18 protein-coding genes are annotated in these 21,416 nt (G+C 59.9%); 13 read left to right on the top strand and 5 right to left on the bottom strand.

Annotated elements, in window-relative coordinates; genetic code table 11:
• Nucleotides 1-208 precede the first annotated feature (208 nt).
• Complete coding sequence (locus ACZ5A6_RS07945; protein WP_464110904.1) at nt 209-2,437, top strand: OmpA family protein; 2,229 nt, start codon at nt 209-211, stop codon at nt 2,435-2,437.
• A 202-nt stretch (nt 2,438-2,639) separates the two neighbouring features.
• Here ACZ5A6_RS07945 and ACZ5A6_RS07940 read toward each other — a convergent pair whose 3' ends face one another.
• Together ACZ5A6_RS07940 and ACZ5A6_RS07935 are read right to left on the bottom strand one after the other, a co-directional pair.
• Nucleotides 2,640-3,563, bottom strand: coding sequence for a pseudouridine-5'-phosphate glycosidase (locus ACZ5A6_RS07940; protein WP_003516064.1), 924 nt, complete (start codon nt 3,561-3,563; stop codon nt 2,640-2,642).
• A 31-nt stretch (nt 3,564-3,594) separates the two neighbouring features.
• Nucleotides 3,595-4,536 carry a carbohydrate kinase family protein gene (locus ACZ5A6_RS07935; RefSeq protein WP_113555735.1) on the bottom strand — a complete coding sequence of 314 codons (942 nt, stop codon included), beginning with the start codon at nt 4,534-4,536 and terminating at the stop codon, nt 3,595-3,597.
• 246 nt (nt 4,537-4,782) lie between these two features.
• Here ACZ5A6_RS07935 and recA point away from each other — a divergent pair, with 246 nt between their 5' ends.
• From recA to ACZ5A6_RS07920, 3 genes are all read left to right on the top strand, one after another.
• On the top strand, nt 4,783-5,874 hold the full coding sequence (gene recA / locus ACZ5A6_RS07930) for a recombinase RecA (RefSeq protein WP_003516062.1): 1,092 nt from the start codon (nt 4,783-4,785) through the stop codon (nt 5,872-5,874).
• A gap of 231 nt (nt 5,875-6,105) precedes the next feature.
• On the top strand, nt 6,106-8,769 hold the full coding sequence (gene alaS, locus ACZ5A6_RS07925; protein WP_003516058.1) for an alanine--tRNA ligase: 2,664 nt from the start codon (nt 6,106-6,108) through the stop codon (nt 8,767-8,769).
• A 75-nt stretch (nt 8,770-8,844) separates the two neighbouring features.
• Nucleotides 8,845-9,228, top strand: coding sequence for a VOC family protein (locus tag ACZ5A6_RS07920; RefSeq protein WP_111799586.1), 384 nt, complete (start codon nt 8,845-8,847; stop codon nt 9,226-9,228).
• 77 nt (nt 9,229-9,305) lie between these two features.
• Here ACZ5A6_RS07920 and ACZ5A6_RS07915 read toward each other — a convergent pair whose 3' ends face one another.
• Nucleotides 9,306-9,932 (bottom strand): glutathione S-transferase family protein, encoded by a 627-nt coding sequence (locus ACZ5A6_RS07915; RefSeq protein ID WP_065659255.1) that lies wholly within the window; start codon nt 9,930-9,932, stop codon nt 9,306-9,308.
• Nucleotides 9,933-10,267: 335 nt separating this feature from the next.
• Entirely contained in the window at nt 10,268-11,482 is a 1,215-nt protein-coding gene (locus ACZ5A6_RS07910) for an NADP-dependent isocitrate dehydrogenase (RefSeq protein WP_003516051.1), read from the bottom strand.
• 216 nt (nt 11,483-11,698) lie between these two features.
• Here ACZ5A6_RS07910 and ACZ5A6_RS07905 point away from each other — a divergent pair, with 216 nt between their 5' ends.
• The 7 genes from ACZ5A6_RS07905 to ACZ5A6_RS07875 all read left to right on the top strand — a co-directional run bounded on the left by ACZ5A6_RS07905 (nt 11,699) and on the right by ACZ5A6_RS07875 (nt 18,325).
• Nucleotides 11,699-12,229, top strand: a complete 531-nt coding sequence (locus tag ACZ5A6_RS07905) for a hypothetical protein (protein WP_003516050.1) — start codon at nt 11,699-11,701, stop codon at nt 12,227-12,229.
• Nucleotides 12,230-12,403: 174 nt separating this feature from the next.
• Entirely contained in the window at nt 12,404-13,246 is an 843-nt protein-coding gene (locus ACZ5A6_RS07900; RefSeq protein WP_003516049.1) for an RNA methyltransferase, read from the top strand.
• Entirely contained in the window at nt 13,230-14,051 is an 822-nt protein-coding gene (gene murI, locus ACZ5A6_RS07895) for a glutamate racemase (RefSeq protein WP_174061114.1), read from the top strand. The genes ACZ5A6_RS07900 and murI overlap by 17 nt, the downstream gene beginning before the upstream one ends.
• A gap of 380 nt (nt 14,052-14,431) precedes the next feature.
• Nucleotides 14,432-14,671 carry a DUF1127 domain-containing protein gene (locus ACZ5A6_RS07890; protein ID WP_025593918.1) on the top strand — a complete coding sequence of 80 codons (240 nt, stop codon included), beginning with the start codon at nt 14,432-14,434 and terminating at the stop codon, nt 14,669-14,671.
• A gap of 446 nt (nt 14,672-15,117) precedes the next feature.
• A complete protein-coding gene (locus ACZ5A6_RS07885; protein ID WP_174061115.1) occupies nt 15,118-15,756 on the top strand; it encodes a LysE family translocator in 639 nt (212 codons plus the stop codon).
• A gap of 37 nt (nt 15,757-15,793) precedes the next feature.
• The gene (locus ACZ5A6_RS07880) at nt 15,794-16,681 is read left to right on the top strand and encodes an EamA family transporter (RefSeq protein ID WP_111790321.1); all 888 of its coding nucleotides are present in this window, start codon (nt 15,794-15,796) and stop codon (nt 16,679-16,681) included.
• 126 nt (nt 16,682-16,807) lie between these two features.
• Nucleotides 16,808-18,325, top strand: coding sequence for a helicase HerA domain-containing protein (locus tag ACZ5A6_RS07875; RefSeq protein ID WP_464111078.1), 1,518 nt, complete (start codon nt 16,808-16,810; stop codon nt 18,323-18,325).
• A gap of 38 nt (nt 18,326-18,363) precedes the next feature.
• On the opposite strand, the gene ACZ5A6_RS07870 is transcribed toward ACZ5A6_RS07875, so the two are convergent.
• Nucleotides 18,364-19,347, bottom strand: a complete 984-nt coding sequence (locus tag ACZ5A6_RS07870) for a TerC family protein (RefSeq protein ID WP_174061117.1) — start codon at nt 19,345-19,347, stop codon at nt 18,364-18,366.
• A gap of 451 nt (nt 19,348-19,798) precedes the next feature.
• Here ACZ5A6_RS07870 and rpsD point away from each other — a divergent pair, with 451 nt between their 5' ends.
• On the top strand, nt 19,799-20,416 hold the full coding sequence (gene rpsD, locus ACZ5A6_RS07865; protein ID WP_003516040.1) for a 30S ribosomal protein S4: 618 nt from the start codon (nt 19,799-19,801) through the stop codon (nt 20,414-20,416).
• A gap of 69 nt (nt 20,417-20,485) precedes the next feature.
• Complete coding sequence (locus ACZ5A6_RS07860; protein WP_003495341.1) at nt 20,486-21,415, top strand: glutaminase; 930 nt, start codon at nt 20,486-20,488, stop codon at nt 21,413-21,415.
• Nucleotide 21,416: the final 1 nt, after the last annotated feature.

Below are 21,416 nucleotides of genomic sequence, written 5' to 3'. Positions count from 1 at the left end.
AAAAATGCAACTGCAATATTAGCGCCCTCTTTTTCGTCGCGGAGCTTTCACGAAATGGCCTTGATCTGTTCATTTCCGGTACAGAACGCTTTGGTCATCATGGGAACCGAAGCGTATGCAAGGCGTTGACCAGCGCCTGCACGCGCGGCCGGATTCACAATGTCGCGGCATAAGCGGCGTACAACGATTGGCAGATGAGGAAGCACCGATGCTGAAGAAGAACACATTGCTGACGGGGGTGGTTTTCCCCCTCATGTCGCTGGCGATCGCGGTGGAGCCGGCCGCCGCCGGTTATGCCGGCGCCGCACGGACGCAAACGCAAATGCCCCAGGCACAGGCCCCGGTGATATTGGCGCAGGCGCAGCCGCAGGCGGAGGAGCAGAACCCGGAAGAGCTGCTGCGCAAGCAACGCCAGCAAGCAGAAGAGGCGCAGCCGAAGCCAGAGCCAGAGCCGAAAAAGCAGGAGCAGGCTCCGGAACCGCAGCGCGAACAGCCGAAGGCTGAAGCTGCACCGGCCGAACCGCGTCCTGAACCCAAGCGTGAAGCTCAGCCCGAGCCGCAACGCGAGCCTCAGCCAGAACCGAAACGGCAGCCGCAGCAGCGCGAAGCCCAACCGGAACCGGCGCCAGCTGAACAGCCACCCGCCCGCAAGCAGCGTCCGCAGCCTGAGCCCGAAGCCGCACCTGCACCCGCCGAGCAGCAGCCGCAGGAACGGCCGCGCAAACCGGCTAGAGCCGAGCAGCCGGCAGGCGAGGGCGAGCAACGCCCCGCACGTCCGCGCAAGCCGGAGCCGGCGGCCGAACAGCCAGCCGCACGCCCAGAAAATACCGAGCAGCCGGCGAAACAGCGCGAGCCCGCCGCCGAGAAAAAGCCGGTAGAGGAAAAGGCGCCCGCTTCAGCACCGGAACCGAAATCGGAACCCGCCGAAAAGGCCGTTTCAGAGAAAAAGCCAGCGGCTCCTGAGCCAGCTGTAAAGGAGGCTCCTGTTCCAACGGAAGCGCCGACACCGGCACGGCCACCGGCTCCGGAAGCTCAGCCCAATCCTGCGCCCGGCCAGCAGCCTTCTGAGAAGCAGCCGGTAGAAGGCCAGGGCAAGACGGAGCCTGCAGCGCCGCTGCCGGGTACTCCGACACCTCCGCCGCCAAGCGGTGCCACGACAGGACAGGCGCCTGCCGGCGAAGCCGTTCCCAATCAGGTCGCCATTCCGCAGACGGAAGCGCCTCCGACGACGAAGCAGGAACTGGACAAGGCCAAGGCTATCGCCAAGGACCCGTCCAAGACTGCCGACACCGTCATTCTGCCCGTCGACAAGGGTGCCGCCGTTCTCGACAGCGACAAGGAAGTGGAGCGCTCCGGTAACAACCAGGCACGCGAGCAACGCCGCCGCGAGCGTGAGCAGGCCGGTGACGTGAAGGTGCCGACTTCCGACGCCGAAGCGCAGCGCGCCGGTGCTGCCGGAGGCAAGGCTCCGCCGCCCGTAAAGATGGAGGCGATTACCTCTCAGCAGGGCGAGCGTGTCGACCGCCGTCCGCAATATGACCGGCCGGAAGGTGCGCGGGAATGGCAGCCGCGCGAAGGCGGCCGGCGCGATCAGGATCGCGATGCGCCGATCATCCTGCAATTCGGTGACCGCGTGGTTGTGCGCGGCGACGACAATCAGCGCTTCATCCGCGATGGCGGCGAGCCCTATTACGAGCGCCTGCCCGGCGGACGTGTCCGCGAGACCGTCGAGCGTCGCGACGGCACGCAGGTGGTGACGATCCGCAACCGCTATGGCGACGTCATCCAGCGTTCGCGCATCGATGACCGTGGCCGGGAATATGTGCTGTTCTATGCACCGGAGCTGATGGACGAACCGGACCGTGAATATGTCTATCGCGATCCCGGCCTCGATCTGCCGCCGATGCGTCTGCGCATTCCGGTTCGTGACTACATCATCGACACGTCGAGCGATCCGGACCGCGATTACTACCGCTTCCTGGAGCAGCCGCCGGTCGAGCCGGTGGAGCGTGTCTACTCGCTGGATGAAGTGCGTTATTCGGCCCGTATCCGCGACAAGGTGCGCCGTATCGACCTCGATACGATCACATTTGCCACTGGAAGCGCTGATATTCCGATGGCGCAGGCCCGTTCGCTGCGGAAAGTAGCGGATGCGATCAACAAGGCGCTGGCAAAGAACCCGGCGGAAACCTTCCTGATCGAAGGCCACACCGATGCCGTTGGTTCGGATGAAAGCAACCTCGTTCTTTCCGACGAGCGTGCCGCTTCCGTCGCCAATGTCCTGACCGATGTTTACGGCATTCCGCCGGAAAACCTGGCGACGCAAGGCTACGGCGAGCGTTACCTGAAGGTTCAGACACTCGGCCCGGAACAGCAGAACCGCCGCGTCACCATCCGCCGCGTGACACCGCTGGTAAGACCGGTCGCCCAGAACTGATAAGGTTCAGGAACTGAAAAATGAAAGCCCGGAAAGCGCAAAGCTTTCCGGGCTTTTTTATTGGTAGCAAAGTTCCCAGTCCGACACATTATCCGTAACGCCGGACCAGATCCGGGGGCCAGCGTGATCAAGTCCGGCATGACTGGGATGCTTCTCACCCTGCCATCATCCTCAAATTTGAGGATAATCCAGCCTCTAACGCTTAGTTCAGCGCCACAGCAATCTCTGCTGCGAGCTGGGCATTGTTGCGTACCAGCGCGATATTGGTCGCGAGGCTGCGGCCGTCGGTCAGGCGGAAGATATCGCCGAGCAGGAAGGGCGTGACGGCCTTGCCGGTGATGTCCTCGCGCTCGGCGTGGGAAATGGCGCGATTGATGTAGATTTCCATCTCCTCGCGCGGAATTTCGTCCTCTTCCGGCACGGGATTGGCTATCAGCATACCGCCATCGATGCCGAGCTGTTCGCGGGTCGTCTGGAAATTGGCGATGGCTGCAGGGCTGTTGAGCGACAGCGGGCTGGGAAGGCCCGAAGAACGCGACCAGAAAGCCGGGAACTCTTCCGAACCGAAAGTCACGACAGGCACGCCGTTGGTTTCGAGAACTTCCAGCGTCTTCGGGATGTCAAGAATGGCCTTGGCGCCGGCGCAGACGACGATCACGCCGGTTTTGGCAAGCTCGGTCAGATCGGCGGAAATATCGAAGGTCTCCTCCGCGCCCTTGTGTACACCGCCGATGCCGCCGGTGGCGAAAACGCGGATGCCGGCGCGGGCAGCGGCGATCATGGTGGCTGCCACTGTCGTGGCACCGGTGCGGCGCTCGGCAATCGCAAAGGCAATATCGGCGCGCGAGACCTTCATGGCGTCGGTGGTCTGGGCAAGCGCTTCGAGCTGCTCCTTCTCGAGGCCGATATGCAGCGTACCGTGAATGACGGCGATGGTTGCCGGAACGGCTCCCTGATCGCGGATGATCTGTTCGACGCCTTCAGCCATCTCGATATTGCCGGGATAGGGCATGCCGTGGGTGATGATGGTCGATTCCAGCGCGACGATCGGCGCGCCGCGCTGTTTGGCAGCGGCAACCTCTTGCGAATAGACGATGGGCAGGAGCGGGGAGATGGGGCGGGTCATTCTGTTTGTTCCAGACTATAAAAAAACGGGTTCATGCCAGCATTTCGGCCTTGGGGACAAGCCCCAACATGGTCTCGACACTGTCTTTTGACAGGTCTTGGGCGGTGGCGAAAGGCGATTGCACGGTGATGGCGGCCGCCGCGGCACCCAGTCGCAGGGCCTCAGTGATGGCTTTGCCCTCCGTAATCGCCGCGAGATAACCGGACGCCATGGCGTCTCCGGCGCCGGTTACGTCTTTCACCTCGCGGATGATTGGTGGGTGGAGGCTTGCGGTTTGCGTCGCGTTGAAGGCTACCACTTCGCTTGCGCCACGGGTGATGACGCCGCCGGCAAGGCCTGCGCTGCGGAGAATACCCGGCCAGTCGCGAACATTGTCTGCCGTCTGTCCCGTCAGCGCGCGCGCCTCTGCCTCGTTCATGAAGAGAATGTCTATATCGGCGAGCATGTCCTTCAGCTTCACCGCCTTGGCGGGCGAAATGGCGATGGCCGCGAGCGGCTTTTGGCAGGCGCGGGCAATGAGACCGAGCGCCTTCAACGTATCCTCCGGCAGATTGGCATCGCAAAGCAGAAGGTCGCTCGCGGTAATCGCGTCACGCACCGCGCGAACTTTGAGTCGGCGCGGCGAAAACAGCTTGTAAAGGTCCATATCCGCAAGTGCGATGACAAGATTGCCGTCGCGCTCCAGAATGGCGGTGTAGCTTGGCGTGCGGCGATCGAGGAAAACGAAGGGCGTATCTTCCACGCCCGCCTGCCTTGCTGCCTCCGCCACCGCTTCGCCGGTCACGTCGCCGCCGCGCGGTGCGATGATACGGACGGCAAACCCGAGCCGGGAAAGATTGCGCGCCGCGTTGAAGCCGCCGCCGCCAGCCTCTTCCATCCATGAGCCAGGATTGCTGGCGCCGGGCGCCGTTTCAGTCTCGATCATGCCGCGCCTGTCTATATGCGCGCCGCCCAGAACGAGTATTTTCTTCACGCTTGTGTTTCCCTCTTTCGCGGATGGAAAAGGTGGACGATTCGTCCCAATCTTTTGTTTGTTCCCCTTCACATCCGGTTCGCAGCGATAGGCCGGACACGGAAAAACGAAAGCAGAACAAACCACTTATCGCTATTTGTTTTCAATATGCTGGCTGCGCCTTGCGATATGAGAACAAATAGAGTACATCCTATTTCCATACTGCTTCATTGCCTGTGCGGCTTCAATAACCTAAAGGTGGATCGGATGGCACAAAATTCTTTGCGTCTCGTAGAGGATAAATCGGTGGATAAAAGCAAGGCACTGGAAGCGGCGCTCTCCCAGATCGAACGGTCGTTCGGCAAGGGATCGATCATGAAGCTCGGTTCCAATGAAAACGTGGTTGAAGTAGAGACCATTTCGACGGGTTCTCTCAGCCTGGATATAGCGCTCGGTATCGGCGGCCTGCCGAAGGGGCGTATCGTTGAGATTTACGGCCCGGAAAGCTCCGGTAAGACGACGCTTGCGTTGCAGACGATCGCGGAAGCCCAGAAAAAGGGCGGCATCTGCGCCTTCGTGGATGCCGAACACGCGCTCGATCCGGTCTATGCCCGCAAGCTCGGTGTGGATTTGCAGAACCTTCTGATCTCGCAGCCGGATACGGGCGAGCAGGCGCTTGAAATCACCGATACGCTGGTGCGCTCCGGTGCAGTCGACATTCTGGTGGTGGACTCGGTTGCGGCGCTGACGCCGCGTGCCGAAATCGAAGGCGAGATGGGCGACAGTCTGCCGGGCCTTCAGGCACGTCTGATGAGCCAGGCGCTGCGCAAGCTGACCGCCTCGATCTCCAAGTCGAAGTGCATGGTGATCTTCATCAACCAGATCCGCATGAAGATCGGCGTCATGTTCGGTTCGCCGGAAACGACGACGGGCGGTAATGCGCTTAAATTCTACGCCTCGGTGCGTCTCGACATTCGCCGTATCGGCGCCGTCAAGGAGCGTGAAGAGGTTGTCGGCAACCAGACCCGCGTCAAGGTCGTCAAGAACAAGATGGCACCGCCTTTCAAGCAGGTGGAATTCGACATCATGTATGGCGAAGGCGTTTCCAAGACCGGCGAGCTTGTCGATCTCGGCGTGAAAGCCGGTATCGTCGAGAAATCCGGTGCATGGTTCTCCTATAATAGCCAGCGTTTGGGGCAGGGGCGTGAAAATGCCAAGACCTTCCTGCGCGACAATCCGGAAATGGCAAGCGAGATCGAACTGGCGCTGCGCCAGAACGCCGGTCTGATCGCCGATCGGTTCCTGCAAAATGGCGGCCCGGAAGCCGGCGAAAGCGACGACGGTCCCGACGAGGGCTGATGCATTCGAAGGTCCGGGCGTTCGCGTCCGGTGGCTTTGCCGGCATGAGCCGGTATGGATCAAAAGGGTCGTGCGATTTTCCTCGCGTGGCCCTTTTTCTTTGCCTAGACGCCTTGGTGCGCCTCCATGGCTGGACAGGGCAGGATGCGGACGATAAAAGCCTTTGATTTTGCAAGATAGCCATCATTCGGGATGGCGGTGATGGACTCCAGCTGTGAGCGGTGTGTGGGCATGAGCGGTGTGAATGAAATTCGGTCGACCTTTCTCGACTACTTCAAGAAGAACGGACACGAGATTGTGCCCTCCAGCCCGCTGGTGCCGCGCAACGATCCGACGCTGATGTTCACCAATGCCGGCATGGTGCAGTTCAAGAACGTCTTCACCGGTCTCGAAAGCCGTCCTTATTCCACGGCCGCTTCCGCGCAGAAATGCGTGCGCGCCGGTGGCAAGCATAACGACCTGGACAATGTCGGTTATACGGCCCGTCACCATACGTTCTTCGAAATGCTCGGCAATTTCTCCTTTGGCGACTATTTCAAGGAAGAGGCGATTACCCATGCCTGGAACCTGATCACAAAGGAATTCGGCATCGACCGCAACCGTCTGCTGGTCACGGTCTATCACACCGACGACGAGGCTTTTAATCTCTGGAAGAAGATCGCCGGTTTCTCCGACGATCGCATCATCCGTATTCCGACCAGCGATAATTTCTGGGCAATGGGCGATACCGGTCCGTGCGGTCCCTGCTCGGAAATCTTCTATGACCACGGCGATCATATCTGGGGCGGACCGCCCGGTTCGCCGGAAGAGGATGGCGACCGTTTCATCGAGATCTGGAACCTCGTCTTCATGCAATATGAGCAGCTGACGAAGGAAGAGCGCATCGATCTGCCCCGCCCGTCTATCGACACCGGCATGGGTCTCGAGCGCATTTCGGCGTTGTTGCAGGGCAAACACGACAATTACGACACCGATCTGTTCCGGGCGCTGATTTCGGCCTCCGTCGAAGCGACCGGCGTTCCGGCAGAGGGCGAGAAGCGCGCCAGCCACCGCGTCATTGCCGACCATCTGCGCTCCTCCGCTTTCCTGATCGCCGATGGCGTTCTGCCGTCGAATGAGGGCCGTGGTTACGTTCTGCGCCGCATCATGCGCCGCGCCATGCGCCATGCCGAGCTTCTCGGTTCGCGCGAGCCGCTGATTTACAAGCTGCTGCCGGCGCTGATACAGCAGATGGGCCGCGCCTATCCGGAACTGGTTCGCGCCGAGGCGCTGATCTCCGAGACGCTGAAGCTTGAGGAAACCCGTTTCCGCAAGACGCTGGAACGTGGCCTGTCGCTGCTGTCTGACGCGACTTCGACTCTGCACAAGGGCGACATGCTGGACGGCGAAACCGCTTTCAAGCTTTACGATACCTATGGCTTCCCGCTCGATCTGACGCAGGATGCGCTGCGCGCCCGTGAGATCGGCGTCGATATTTCCGGCTTCACCGATGCCATGCAGCGCCAGAAGGCGGAAGCACGCTCGCACTGGGCTGGTTCCGGCGATAAGGCGACCGAAACGGTGTGGTTCGAACTGAAGGAAAAGCTAGGCGCGACCGAATTCCTTGGTTACGACACTGAAACCGCCGAAGGCGTCATTCAGGCGATCGTCAAGGACGGCAAGTCGGTGGATAGTGCTGCCGAGGGCGAGACGGTTCAGATCGTCGTCAACCAGACGCCATTTTATGGCGAGTCCGGCGGTCAGATGGGCGATACCGGCGTAATCTCTGGCGATAACGGCACCTTTACCGTTTCAGAAACACAGAAGAAGGGCGAGGGCCTCTTCGTGCATTCCGGCACGGTGTCCAAGGGTGGATTGAAGCTCGATGACGCCGTGCAACTGACGGTCGATCACGACCGCCGCTCGCGTCTGCGCGCCAACCACTCCGCCACCCACCTGCTGCATGAGGCGCTGCGCGAGGTTCTTGGCACGCACGTTGCTCAGAAGGGTTCGCTGGTCGCCCCCGAGCGTCTGCGCTTTGACGTTTCGCATCCGAAGCCGATGTCGGCCGAGGAGCTGAAGGTCGTCGAGGAAATGGCAAACGAGATCGTCTTGCAGAACTCGCCTGTCGTGACGCGTCTGATGAGCGTTGACGACGCCATCGCCGAGGGTGCTATGGCACTGTTTGGCGAAAAATACGGCGATGAAGTCCGCGTTGTGTCCATGGGCACCGGTGTTCACGGTGCGAAGGCCAACCGTCCGTACTCGGTCGAGCTTTGCGGCGGCACCCATGTTGCCGCAACCGGCCAGATCGGCCTTATCCGCATTCTCGGCGAAAGTGCCGTCGGTGCGGGCGTGCGCCGTCTTGAGGCCGTAACGGGTCAGGGCGCGCTTGCCTATCTCTCCGAGCAGGATGAGCGCGTAAAGGCACTGGCCTCGTCGCTGAAGGTTCAGCCGGGCGATGTGCTGTCGCGTGTCGAGGGACTTCTCGACGAGCGCAAGAAGCTGGAGCGCGAGCTTGCGGATGCCCGCAAGAAACTCGCAATGGGCGGCGGCTCGTCGGATGCCGGCGCAAACGACGTACAGCAGGTTGCGGGCGTCAATTTCCTCGCAAAATCCCTGTCCGGCATCGATGCCAAGGACCTCAAGGGTCTTGCAGATGAAGCCAAGGCCAATATCGGCTCCGGCGTCGTGCTGCTGATCGCCGTGTCCGAAGACGGCAAGGCAAGTGCTGTTGCTGCCGTGACCGAGGATCTAACTGGCCGTTTCAGCGCCGTCGATATCGTCCGCACGGCCTCTGCGGCCCTCGGCGGCAAGGGCGGCGGTGGACGCCCGGATATGGCGCAGGCCGGCGGCCCCGATGGCGCCAAGGCACAGGACGCCATCAACGCGGTGGCAGCGGCCCTGGCGGCCTGATCTGGATGAATTGAAAAAAGGCGGGGTTCTACCCCGCCTTTTTGATTCTGGATGTTGAAATCCGAAAGGAACGTGATGCGCTTTGTAAATCCCATCCCTTTCGTGTGCGATATCAACCGCTCCAGGGAGTTTTATCGTGACAGGCTCGGCCTGAAGGTTTTGGACGATTTCGGAAATTTCGTCCTCTTTGAAAGCGGCTTTGCAATCCATGAGGGGCGTTCGCTCGAACAGACGGTCTGGCGGACATCGCCGGACACGGACAAACCTTACGGCAGACGGAATCTGCTGCTCTATTTCGAACATGAGGATGTCGATGCGGCATTTCGGAATATTGCGCCGCATGTGGAGTTGATCCATCCCGTTGAGCGGCAGGCATGGGGACAGAGAGTGTTCCGTTTTTATGATCCGGACGGGCATGCAATCGAGATCGGCGAACCACTCGCCCAGTCCAACGAATAAGCCCGCTTCCAAAATCCGTTTTGTGACCCTTGCGAGCGCTCGTGCTCCGCTTTCAGGCGAAATGCCTGTCAGTTTCCTCAACCCGCCGCCTGCATATCCTTCGCTGCCGCTTCGTCAAGCTGTGTGGCCCGCTTGAAGGCGGGGCGGTCGGTCAGATGCGCAATATAGTCCGTGAAGGCCGGACGTTTTTCTATTGTGCCGAACTGCAGGCCCCAGCCGACATGGGCACCTACATAGACATCCGCCGCAGTGAAGTGATCGCCGGCAATGAAGCGGTTTTCGCTGACGGCACGTTCGAGCGTGTTGATCGCATCCGCATAGCTGCCGCACCCAGCCATACGCAGCTTTTCCTGCGGCACCTCGAAACCCATCGCCTTCATGCTGGTTGTCATTTCCAACGGACCGGCAGCAAAAAACATCCAGCGGTAATAAAGTCCGCGCGCTTTCGGCGTCGGCGCAAGGTTGGCGCCCGGAAAGGCATCCGCCAGATAGGCGCAGATCGCTGCCGCTTCGGTGACAATGGTGTCGCCGTGTTTGATGGCGGGCACCTTGGCCATCGGGTTGATCAGCCGATAGGCCGGCGATTTCATCGACGTCGAGAAGCCCAGTATCTCTGTCTTGTAGGGAACGCCCACTTCCTCGAGCATCCATCGCGCAATGCGTCCGCGCGACATGGGATTGGTGTAGAAGATCAATTCACTCATTGCTTTGCCTCCCCAAGCAAAATTGCAAAAGCATCATTGAAAACCTGCGCGCAGTTCGCGCTGACACGGTGCGTTTTTATAGTCCACAGCATTATCTGTTTTCCCGAAGGATCGCGCTGGTAACCACATGAATTTTTGACTGTGCCGGACAAGTTATGTGTCGTTTTATGCTGTTTCAGCTATATATTTTTATTTTTCTGACTGCGGCACGCTGTGGAATCGAAGTCTGCGCCTAGTGCAACATCTAAGCAAGATACTGTGAACAAAAAAAGAAACCCGGCGTTGCGGCCGGGTTTCCTTTTGTCGATATTTCAAACGGGCAGTGCGCTGTTCTTTTAAGCCGCCATCGCCGTCTTGAGGTTTTCATCGATCTTGTCGAGGAAGGCGGTGGTGGAGAGCCAGGGCTGATCCGGACCGATGAGGAGCGCGAGGTCCTTGGTCATGAAGCCGCTTTCGACGGTGTCGACGCAGACAGTTTCGAGCGTTGCTGCGAACTTTGCGAGTTCTGCATTGTCGTCCAGCTTGGCGCGGTGGGCGAGGCCACGGGTCCAGGCGAAGATCGAAGCGATCGAGTTGGTCGAAGTTTCCTGACCCTTCTGGTGCTGGCGGTAGTGGCGCGTGACCGTGCCGTGTGCCGCTTCAGCTTCAACCGTGCGGCCGTCCGGCGACAGGAGAACGGAGGTCATCAGGCCGAGCGAACCGAAGCCCTGGGCAACCGTATCAGACTGCACGTCGCCATCGTAGTTCTTGCAGGCCCAGACGTAACCGCCGGACCACTTCAGAGCGGAGGCAACCATGTCGTCGATCAGGCGGTGTTCATAGATGATGCCGATTTCATCGAACTTCGCCTTGAACTCGGTCTGGTAGACTTCTTCGAAGATGTCCTTGAAGCGGCCGTCATAGGCCTTCAGGATGGTGTTCTTGGTGGACAGGTAAACCGGCCACTTGCGCATCAGGCCGTACATCATGGATGCGCGGGCGAATTCGCGGATGGATTCGTCAAGGTTGTACATTGCCAGCGCAACGCCTGCGCTCGGCGCGTCGAAGACGTCCTTTTCAATGACCTGACCGTCTTCGCCGACGAACTTGATCGTCAGCTTGCCCTTGCCAGGGAACTTGAAATCGGTTGCCTTGTACTGGTCGCCGAAGGCGTGGCGGCCGACGACGATCGGCTTCGTCCAGCCAGGAACGAGGCGGGGAACGTTCTTGCAGATGATCGGCTCGCGGAAGATGACGCCGCCCAGAATGTTGCGGATCGTGCCGTTCGGGCTCTTCCACATCTGCTTCAGGCCGAATTCCTCGACGCGCTGCTCGTCCGGCGTGATCGTCGCGCACTTGATGCCGACGCCGTGCTTCTTGATGGCATGTGCCGCATCGACTGTTACCTGGTCGTTGGTAGCATCGCGGTTTTCGACCGAGAGGTCATAATATTCGATGTCGAGATCGAGGTATGGCAGGATCAGCTTGTCCTTGATGAGCTGCCAGATGATACGGGTCATTTCGTCGCCGTCGAGATCGACGACTGGATTGGCTACCTTGATCTTTGCCATGAATTCCTCACCTTCGAAGCTGTGGCGCCTGGTGACGCCGGTATTCGGAAAAATATCCGGTGCGGCTATAGCATCGCGCGCGCCTGAGGCAAAGCCATGGGGGGCGCTTTTTTGGCGCGGTGCAATAACGCTTTGCGCATTGCCAAACCATATTGCCGGAATACAGTCAGGCGAATCGCTTCGCCCGCGCGTCGGGCCTACCTCCGGGATCACATCATGCGGAATATTCTGCTTCTGACTGCCGCCGTCCTCTTTTCCCACAGCGCCCTTGCGGCCGGCCCCGCCGATCCCGTCCAGAAGGTGATGGACATTACCGTCAAGAACTGGTCCGGCGATGCGGAAAACTGGAAATACATCTTCGACGAGGACATGCTGACCAGTCTGTTCAGCAAGGACTTCGTTGCCCAATACCGCGAAGCTTCCAAGAAGCCGGCTTACGAGGCGGAAAGCGGCGAGACCGGCGATCCCTTCGGCTACGATGTGGTGACCAACTCGCAGGATGGCTGTCCGCTGGTGGATGTTTCGGTAACGCCCGGTGAGGTGAAGGACGGCGTGACTGACGTGACGGCGAAGTTCAAGCTCTGGGCCTGCATGGATGAGGCAGAGATGAAGGCAACGGTCGACGAGGTGCATTTCGATGTCATCGAGGAAAACGGCCAGCCTGTCATCAGCGACATTCACCGGGTTGGAGACGAGGGCAGGGATTCGCTGCGCGCAGAGATGGCGGCGATCATCAAGGGCGAATAACAGGGCGTTCTGCCTGCCCCGGCTTTGATTTTGGCGCCGATCTGTGCCAGTGAAGCGCGCTTTAGAGCATTTTCAGGAAAAGCGGCGACCGGTTTTCAGTCTGGAAATGCGCGAAAACCATAAAACGCATCGGCCTGAAAATCGATGCGGCGCTTCAGAAACTGGAAAACGACGATGGCAGGCACAAACAGCGAGCTTGAACTTGTGGCGGAAGGCCCGGCGATCATTCTGGTCGAACCGCAGCTCGGCGAAAATATCGGCATGGTGGCACGGGCAATGGCCAATTTCGGTCTTGCCGAACTTCGCCTCGTCAAGCCGCGTGACGGCTGGCCGAACGAGAAGGCGCGCGCCGCCGCTTCCAAGGCCGATCATGTCATCGACGGGACTAAGGTGTTCGAGACGCTGGAAGAGGCGATCAAGGATCTCAATTTCGTCTATGCCACAACCGCGCGGGAGCGTTACGGTTTCAAACCGGTTCGTGCCCCCGTCACCGCAGCCGGCACGCTGCGCGCGAAGTTCAAGGCGGGTGAAAGAACCGGCATCCTGTTCGGGCGTGAGCGCTGGGGCCTTACCAATGAAGAAGTGGCGCTGGCCGATGAGATCGTGACATTTCCGGTCAACCCCGCCTTCGCCTCGCTCAATATCGCGCAGGCCGTGCTTTTGATGTCCTATGAGTGGATGAAATCCGGCATGGACGATCTGGACGAGACGCTTTTCCAGCCCATCGAGCAGCGGCCCTCGACCAAGGAACAGGTCTTCGGCCTGTTCGAACACATCGAGGAGGCGCTCGATGCGCGCGGATATTTTCATCCGCCCGAAAAAAAGCCGAAAATGGTGGACAATCTGCGTGCGGTGCTGTCGAGACGCGGCTTTTCCGAGCAGGAAATCAGTGTTTTCCGTGGCGTGATCAGGTCACTTGATCGTTTTCCCCGGCAGTGGCCTAAGCAGGCAGGCCGGGCCGGAACGGCGGAGGGACCATTGTCGGAGAGGGCTGGGGAGAATGCTGAAGACGACTGAGGCTCTGGCCGATATTCTCAAACCGGTGCTGGTGTTCGATTCCGGCATTGGCGGGCTGACGGTACTGCGCGAGGCGCGCGTGCTGATGCCCGAGCGCGGTTTCATCTATGTGGCCGACGACGCCGGTTTCCCCTATGGCGGCTGGGAAGAGGAGGCGCTGAAAGCGCGCATTCTTTCGCTCTTCGAAAAGCTGCTTGAAGACTATAGCCCTGAAGTCTGCATCATTGCCTGCAACACCGCCTTCACACTGGCAGGCGCCGATCTTCGGGCGCGCTTCCCTGATATGACTTTCGTCGGCACCGTTCCAGCTATCAAACCTGCGGCCGAACGCACCCGTTCCGGTCTCGTTTCCGTGCTGGCAACACCCGGCACCGTCAAGCGCGCCTATACGCGCGATCTCATCCAGTCATTCGCCACGCAATGCCATGTTCGCCTCGTGGGGTCGGAAAATCTGGCGCGTATGGCCGAAAGCTGGATCAGGGGCGAACCGATCTCCGATGAAGCCGTGCTGGCGGAAATCGAACCCTGCTTCATCGATAGCGACGGCAAGCGCACCGATATCGTTGTTCTCGCCTGCACTCATTATCCCTTCATGGCCAATGTGTTTCGCCGGCTGGCGCCATGGCCGGTGGACTGGCTCGATCCGGCGGAAGCGATTGCCCGTCGCGCGCGCCATCTGGTGCCGCTGCCGCAGGATGCGGAGCATCCAGATGGTTTCGATTTCGCCGTCTTCACTTCCGGCAAGCCGGATTTCGCCACACGGCGGCTGATGCAGGGTTTTGGCCTCAGCGTCTCGCTGAGCTGAACGGCTTGTTGCATTTTTGCATCTATTCTGCCTGACTTTTGCAATTCGAGATTGCGACCTCTTGTCGCGTCCGGCATCTCGTGTAAGATGCACCTTGTCTGTAACCGCTATAAAAAGGAGGCGTGGAATGACTGACTATATGAATATGCGCCTTACCGGCATGTCTGGCTTTTCCGGCATGGTCGTCGGCGGTTACGTGTCCCGAGGCATCGACCTCCGATAAGGCTTCCTGCCTGATTTCCCTGCCGTTTGGCATCTTCATTTCGTCTGACAGCTGAATTGTGCGTCCGCGCTACCGCGTGTTGCGCCCGCCGTTCCTGCATGTCGTTTTATCATCGATAAAGGACCCGGCTGCTTCGCCGCGCCGGGACGGATTTCCCATGCAGAAAAATCAACCATTGGTAGCATATGCGCTGCCGGATGCGGTCGACCGCTTGTTCGTCACATTCGGCGTCTGGACAACCCTGAAAGCGGTTCTCGTCGCGGCAATGGTGCCGCGCCCGCCGCCCACCGATCTTTCCGATCTGCCGGAGCGTCTTCTGGACGATATCGGCCTGGAGCCGTCCGACCGCAAAATGCGACGGGAGTGGGCCCCTCCTTACTGGGCGCCGCGGTTTTGATGGCGACAGTCTCTCCGGCGAGAAAATGCCGGGGAGGCTCCGTCGTTCGTTTCACACTTCTAATGATGTTCGAAATGCGCGCCTCCGTCATGCCGGACTTGACCCGTCGTCCACCCAGGGTGCGTCTGCGAGGAGTTCACTGCCGCACTTCAGTTTTCCGTAACGGAAGCTGCGGAAAGGCCTGGCATATAGCGCGTTGCACTATTCTCGGGAACGTCCGGGCGGGCGTTATCCCTGATCTTGCCCTGCGGCTGGAGCGGGCAGGGGGCAGCGCGGCGCGGCATGACTTGCCATGCAGTCAAATTACGATCTTGCACAGGCGATGAAGCGGCGGCAGCAGCCCCTTCGTCCGCTGGATCACAAAGCGGCATAGTCCCCGAAAATCTGGCTTGATACCGGGCGCTTTTGGTGGCTTGCTCCAAAGACCGAACGGGGTAGATTGCATCATGCCACTGGAGAACTGGCTGGCCTTCGTGGCCGCATCCGCCATCATGCTTGCCATTCCGGGGCCGACGATCCTGCTGGTGATTTCTTATGCTCTGGGGCATGGACGCAAGGCGAGCATCGCGACGGTGACGGGTGTGGCGCTTGGTGATTTCACTGCGATGACGGCCTCCATGCTGGGGCTCGGCGCGCTGCTTGCCACATCGGCGGCCCTTTTTACCGGTCTGAAATGGATCGGTGCGGCTTACCTCATCTATCTCGGCATCAAGCTGTGGCGTTCGCCGGTTGGCGTTGAAGGTGGTGAAGCCGCAGGCGTGACCGGCCGTGAAAGGCCGCTCAAAATCTTCCTGCATGCCTATGTCGTCACGGCGCTGAACCCCAAGAGCATTGTCTTCTTCGTCGCCTTCCTGCCGCAGTTTCTGGTGCCGACGCTGCCTTTCTGGCCGCAGGTGCTGATTTTCGAAGCGACATTCCTTGTGCTTGCCAGCTGCAATGCGGCGCTTTATGGACTTCTGGCAAGTGCCGCCCGCAATACGATCCGCAAACCCAGGGTTCAGCGCATCGTCAACCGCACGGGCGGCGGTCTCCTGATCGGCGCCGGTCTCATTACATTTGGCTGGAAGAGGGCGGTTTCGGCGTAAAGCGCCCGTCGATCGCCTGAAATTCGGACATAACAAAATGGCGTTGCCGCATATTCTTCTTGCCCTGATCACCGTGTTTTTGTGGGGCTTCAACTTCGTTGCCATCAAGATCGGCGTCGCCGACATGCCGCCTCTGTTTCTGACGGGGGTGCGCTATCTGTTTGCAGCCGTGCCGTTGGTGTTCTTCCTGCCCAAACCCAATGTGCCGTGGCGGCATATGATCGTTTACGGCATGGCGATGGGTTTCGTGCAATTCGGCCTGCTTTACCCGGCCATCAAGCTCGGCCTGCCGGCTGGGCTTGCTTCGCTCGTCATGCAGTCGCAGGCCTTCTTCACGCTGGCGCTGGCCGTGGTGTTTCTCGGCGAGCGGCCGTTGCCGTCACAGATCGTCGGCGCAATCGTTGCCTTTGGCGGGCTGGCGGTCATCGGCGTGGAGCGCATGACGGCTGCAGCGTTGATACCGCTGCTGATGGGCGTCGGCTCGGCTATTGCCTGGGCCTGCGGCAACATCGTCAATCGCCGCATCGGCCAGGTGAATGCGGTCTCCTTTGTCGCGTGGACGAGCCTTGTACCCGTTCTGCCGTTGGTGCTGCTTTCGCTGGTGGTGGAGGGACCTGATGCGATTGCGGAAGGGCTGAGCAATGCGACGCCTACGATGGCTCTCGTGGTGATCTACATGGCCTATGGTGCGACCATCGTCGGCGCGGGTATCTGGAGTTACCTGCTTCTGCGTTATCCGGCCGGAACGGTGGCGCCGTTTTCGCTGCTGGTGCCGATTGTCGGTTTCGTCAGCGCCTATCTCGCTTTTGCGGAGCATATTACCGTCTTCGAAGTGGTCGGTGCCGCATTGGTCATCATCGGGCTGATGCTGAATGTGTTCGGCAGGCGGCTATCATTTTCGCGCGTCTCGTCCGGGGCCGCATAGATGTGGCGCAATTGCCTGTGCATTATCGGCACGGGGCAGACGCAATCGGTGATTTTTTGGTAAAGAGCATGTTCGGCCGCCTTCACGGGAATCGGCCGGATGACATGCAGCACGAGGAACGGAACATTGCAGGTCGGCATCGACATGGGAACCCTATCGGGCGGGCAACAGGCCAAGCTCGATATTGAGGAATTGCTTGCAACGCGTTTGCTGGTGCAGGGCAATTCCGGGTCCGGCAAGTCACACCTTCTGCGCCGGCTCCTGGAGCAATCGGCGCAATGGGTGCAGCAGGTCATTATCGATCCCGAGGGTGATTTCGTCACGCTGTCCGACAAGTTCGGCCATGTGGTGGTGGATGGAGAGCGCACGGAAGCCGAGCTTGGGGGCATTGCCAACCGCATCCGCCAGCACCGCGTTTCCTGCGTGCTGACGCTTGAAGGTCTTGATATCGAGCAGCAGATGCGGGCCGCTGCCGCTTTCCTCAATGGCCTTTTCGATGCGGATCGCGAATTCTGGTATCCCGTGCTTGTCGTTGTGGACGAGGCGCAGATGTTTGCGCCCTCCGTCGGCGGCGAGGTGACCGAGGATGCGCGCAAGGCGTCGCTGGGCGCCATGACCAATCTGATGTGCCGTGGGCGTAAACGCGGGCTTGCGGGCGTCATCGCCACGCAGCGCCTTGCCAAGCTTGCCAAGAACGTAGCGGCGGAAGCCTCGAACTTTCTGATGGGCCGCACCTTTCTCGATATCGATATGGCGCGCGCTGCCGATCTGCTCGGCATGGACCGGCGGCAGGCGGAAATGTTCCGGGATCTGCAGCGCGGCAATTTCGTGGCGCTTGGACCGGCGCTGTCGCGCCGCCCGTTGCCCATCGTCATCGGTGCGGTGGAAACCTCGGCGCGGTCTTCCTCGCCGAAGCTGATGCCGCTGCCGGATGCACCGCAGGATGTGGAAGATCTGATCTTCACGCCGGACCCGGAAGAGTTCACGCGACCCGCCACGCGCCGCACGCCGCCAGCGCCGCGCCCGACAACCGATATCCTCGCTGAACTCTCCCGCTCCACCCCCGCCGCCGCCGGTCCTTCACCGGAGCAGTCGGCGCGTGCAGGTCAGCCGGAGCTGACGCCGGAGGAGCGCGAAGAGAAGATCGCGGCAGTGCTGGTCGAAATTCTCGACGATCCGCAATCGGCATATCGTACCGACGCCGTGCTGTACCAGGATTTTCTGGTGCGCGCCCGCATGCGCCGTATTCCCGGCACGCCGATGACGCTGGCGGATTTCCGCCGGCAGGTGGCGATTGCCCGCTCCGGCGTGGATGCAGCAATGGCGGCCAGCGAAGGCTGGGAGAAAGCGCTGGAATTGTCGATGTCGGTCTCCGACGATTTGCAGGGGGTTTTCCTGCTGTTGGTCAAGGCGGCGCTCAATGAGGAGCCTTGCCCATCCGACGCCCGTATTGCCCGCGCTTACGGTACCCATTCCGCCCGCCGTGCGCGCCGTCTTCTCGGTTATTTCGAGGAGAAGGAGCTTGTGGTGGTACACGCCGATTTCTCCGGCAAGCGCATCGTGGCGTTCCCCGATCTCGACGCGAAGACCGCACCCGGCGATGCGGATGCGGCTGAGGATGATGCGAGGCTGGCGGCGGAGTAAGTTGGGGCAGGGTTTCCTGCCGCCAACATTTTCAGGCGTTACTCGATAGCCTTTGTTTCCTTGCGCGTCGCAATCAGCGAACCGATGATGCCGGTTGCGAGGATGGCGACGGTGACGCCGAGCGAGACGGCGGGCGGGATCTTGGCGATGCCGAGCATATCCGCGACGAAAATCTTCGAGCCGACGAAGACCAGAACCGCAGCCAGCGCGTATTTCAGATAGGCGAAGCGGTGGATCAGGGCGGCAAGTGCGAAATAGAGGGCGCGCAGGCCGAGGATCGCGAAGATGTTAGAGGTATAGACGATAAACGGATCGGTGGTGATCGCGAAGATCGCCGGGATCGAATCGACCGCGAAGATGAGGTCGGCGATTTCGACCATGATAAGCGCCAGAAACAGCGGCGTCACAAAGGTCTTCAGCTTGCCTGTGGCAGCACCGGTCTCCTTGACGAAGAATTTCTCGCCATGCAGCTTCTCCGTTACCGGAAGGCGGCTGCGCAGGAATTTCAGGATGCGGTTATTGCCGATGTCGTTCTCGTCATGGTCGGATGAAAACAGCATCTTGAGGCCCGTGAAGACGAGGAAGGCCGCAAAGAGATAAAGCACCCAGTGGAAGTTTTCGACAATGGCGGCGCCGCCGGCAATCATAATGCCGCGCAGAACGATCACGCCAAGGATGCCCCATAGCAGCACGCGGTGCTGATATTGGCGGGGAATGGCGAAATAGGAGAAGATCATCGCGATGATGAAGATATTGTCCATGGCGAGGCTTTTTTCGACCACGAAGCCGGTGACATATTCCATCGCTGACTGTTCACCGGACTGGTACCAGATCCATCCGCCGAAGGCCAAGCCGATGGCGATATAAAAGCCAGACATCAGCAAGCTTTCACGGATGCCGATTTCCTTGGAATTCTTGTGCAGCACGCCGAGATCGAGCGCCAAGAGGCCAAGGACGAGAGAAATGAAGACCGCCCACATCCATGTGGGGGTACCGAGAAAATCGTTGAGGAGGAACTCCATCAGTCAACCTTTAGCCGGACGAGGTTGGCTTTGCGGATGGGGACGCGTATCAGGAATAAACGTGGGCCCCAACCTTCAAGAGACTCGACATCGCGTGTTGTCCGGTAACACGCCAGAGGGGCCCGAGTCCTGATTACGGCTTAGAAGTGGGTGGGCCTTCCAGCTTTTCAAGGGGTGGTTCGAGAAAAAAGCGGCGGGCTTTGTTTGACAAATTTGTAAAACGTGTTTAGAAGCCGCCCCAACGCCGGGCAGTCATGTCCGGTGTGTTTCGTTGACTGCCTTGCAGTTTATAAGCTGACGTTCGGCGGTCAACATCACCGACATGTCCCGTGGTCTCTCCATTCGCATGTGAGAAACCTGTCAGAGGTCCTGAAACGGGCTTCAGAGGAGGGCGTGTTTCCTCAAACCGGTTTGGCAACAAACCGGCATAACCTATTGAGAAGGAAATACGATGAGCAAGCGCGAATCGGCTAAGTATAAAATTGACCGCCGTATGGGCGAAAACATCTGGGGCCGTCCGAAGTCCCCGGTAAACCGCCGCGAATACGGCCCGGGCCAGCACGGCCAGCGCCGCAAGGGCAAGATGAGCGACTTCGGCACGCAGCTGCGCGCCAAGCAGAAGCTCAAGGGCTACTACGGCGAACTGCGCGAAAAGCAGTTCCGCGCCACCTACGACGAAGCAAACCGTCGCAAGGGCGATACCTCCGAGAACCTGATCGGCCTGCTCGAGTCGCGTCTGGACGCCATCGTCTACCGCGCCAAGTTCGTTCCGACCGTTTTCGCATCGCGTCAGTTCATCAACCATGGCCACGTCACGGTTAACGGCGTTCGCGTCAACATCGGTTCTTACCGTTGCAAGCCGGGCGACGTTATCGAAGTTCGCCAGAAGTCCAAGCAGCTGGTGACCGTTCTCGAAGCTGTTCAGCTCGCAGAACGCGACGTTCCTGATTACATCGAAGTCGATCACAACAAGATGGTTGCGACCTATGCTCGCATCCCGGCTCTGTCTGACGTTCCGTACCCGGTCGTCATGGAACCGCATCTGGTCGTCGAATTCTACTCGCGTTAATCGGCGCGTTTCAGTATTGAGAAAGCCGCCCCTCGGGGCGGCTTTTTTGTTTGCTGGGGAAGGCTTTGCATGCAGGACATTCAGGCGATCGTCGATTCCATTTACGACAGCATGGTGCCGCGCCTGGGCGAGGGCAAAGTTGCGGATTACATTCCGGAACTCGCCAAGGTCGATCCGAACCAGTTCGGTATCGCCATCACCACTGTCGACGGAACCACCTATACAGCCGGCAATGCGCTCACGCCGTTTTCGATCCAGAGCATCTCCAAGGTCTTCATGCTGACGCTGGCGCTCGGCAAGGCGGGCGAGACGGTGTGGAACCGGGTGGGGCGTGAGCCGTCGGGGTCGTCCTTCAACTCCATCGTCCAGCTGGAGCACGAGCATGGCATTCCGCGCAATCCCTTCGTCAATGCCGGTGCCATCGTGGTGACGGATATCGTTCTTTCCGGCCACCAGCCGCGCGAGGCGATTGGCGAGCTTCTGCGTTTCGTCCGTTATCTCGCTGATGATGACACGATCAGCATTGATGACACCGTGGCGAAATCCGAGCAGGCGACGGGTTTCCGCAATTTCGCACTTGCCAATTTCATGCGGTCCTTCGGCAATCTGCATCACCCCGTTGAATATACGCTGGGCGTCTATTTTCATCAGTGCGCGCTGTCCATGACCTGCGCGCAGCTTTCACGGGCCGGTCTTTTCCTTGCCAATCGCGGCCGCAATCCGCTGAGTGGTCATACGGTTGTGTCAGACCGACGCGCGCGACGCATCAATGCGCTGATGCTGACCTGCGGCCATTATGACGGATCGGGCGATTTCGCCTATCATGTCGGCCTGCCGGGCAAGAGCGGCGTGGGCGGCGGCATCATGGCAGTGGCGCCGGGCAAGGCGTCGATTGCGGTCTGGTCGCCGGGTCTGAACAAGGTCGGCAATTCGGCGCTTGGGTCGCATGCGCTGGAAATGCTGGCGACGAAAACCGGCTGGTCGGTATTCGGGGCTTGAT

The sequence above is a fragment of the Agrobacterium sp. 6Ca8 genome (assembly GCF_055382765.1).
This window is presented reverse-complemented; position numbering and strand designations above follow the sequence as displayed.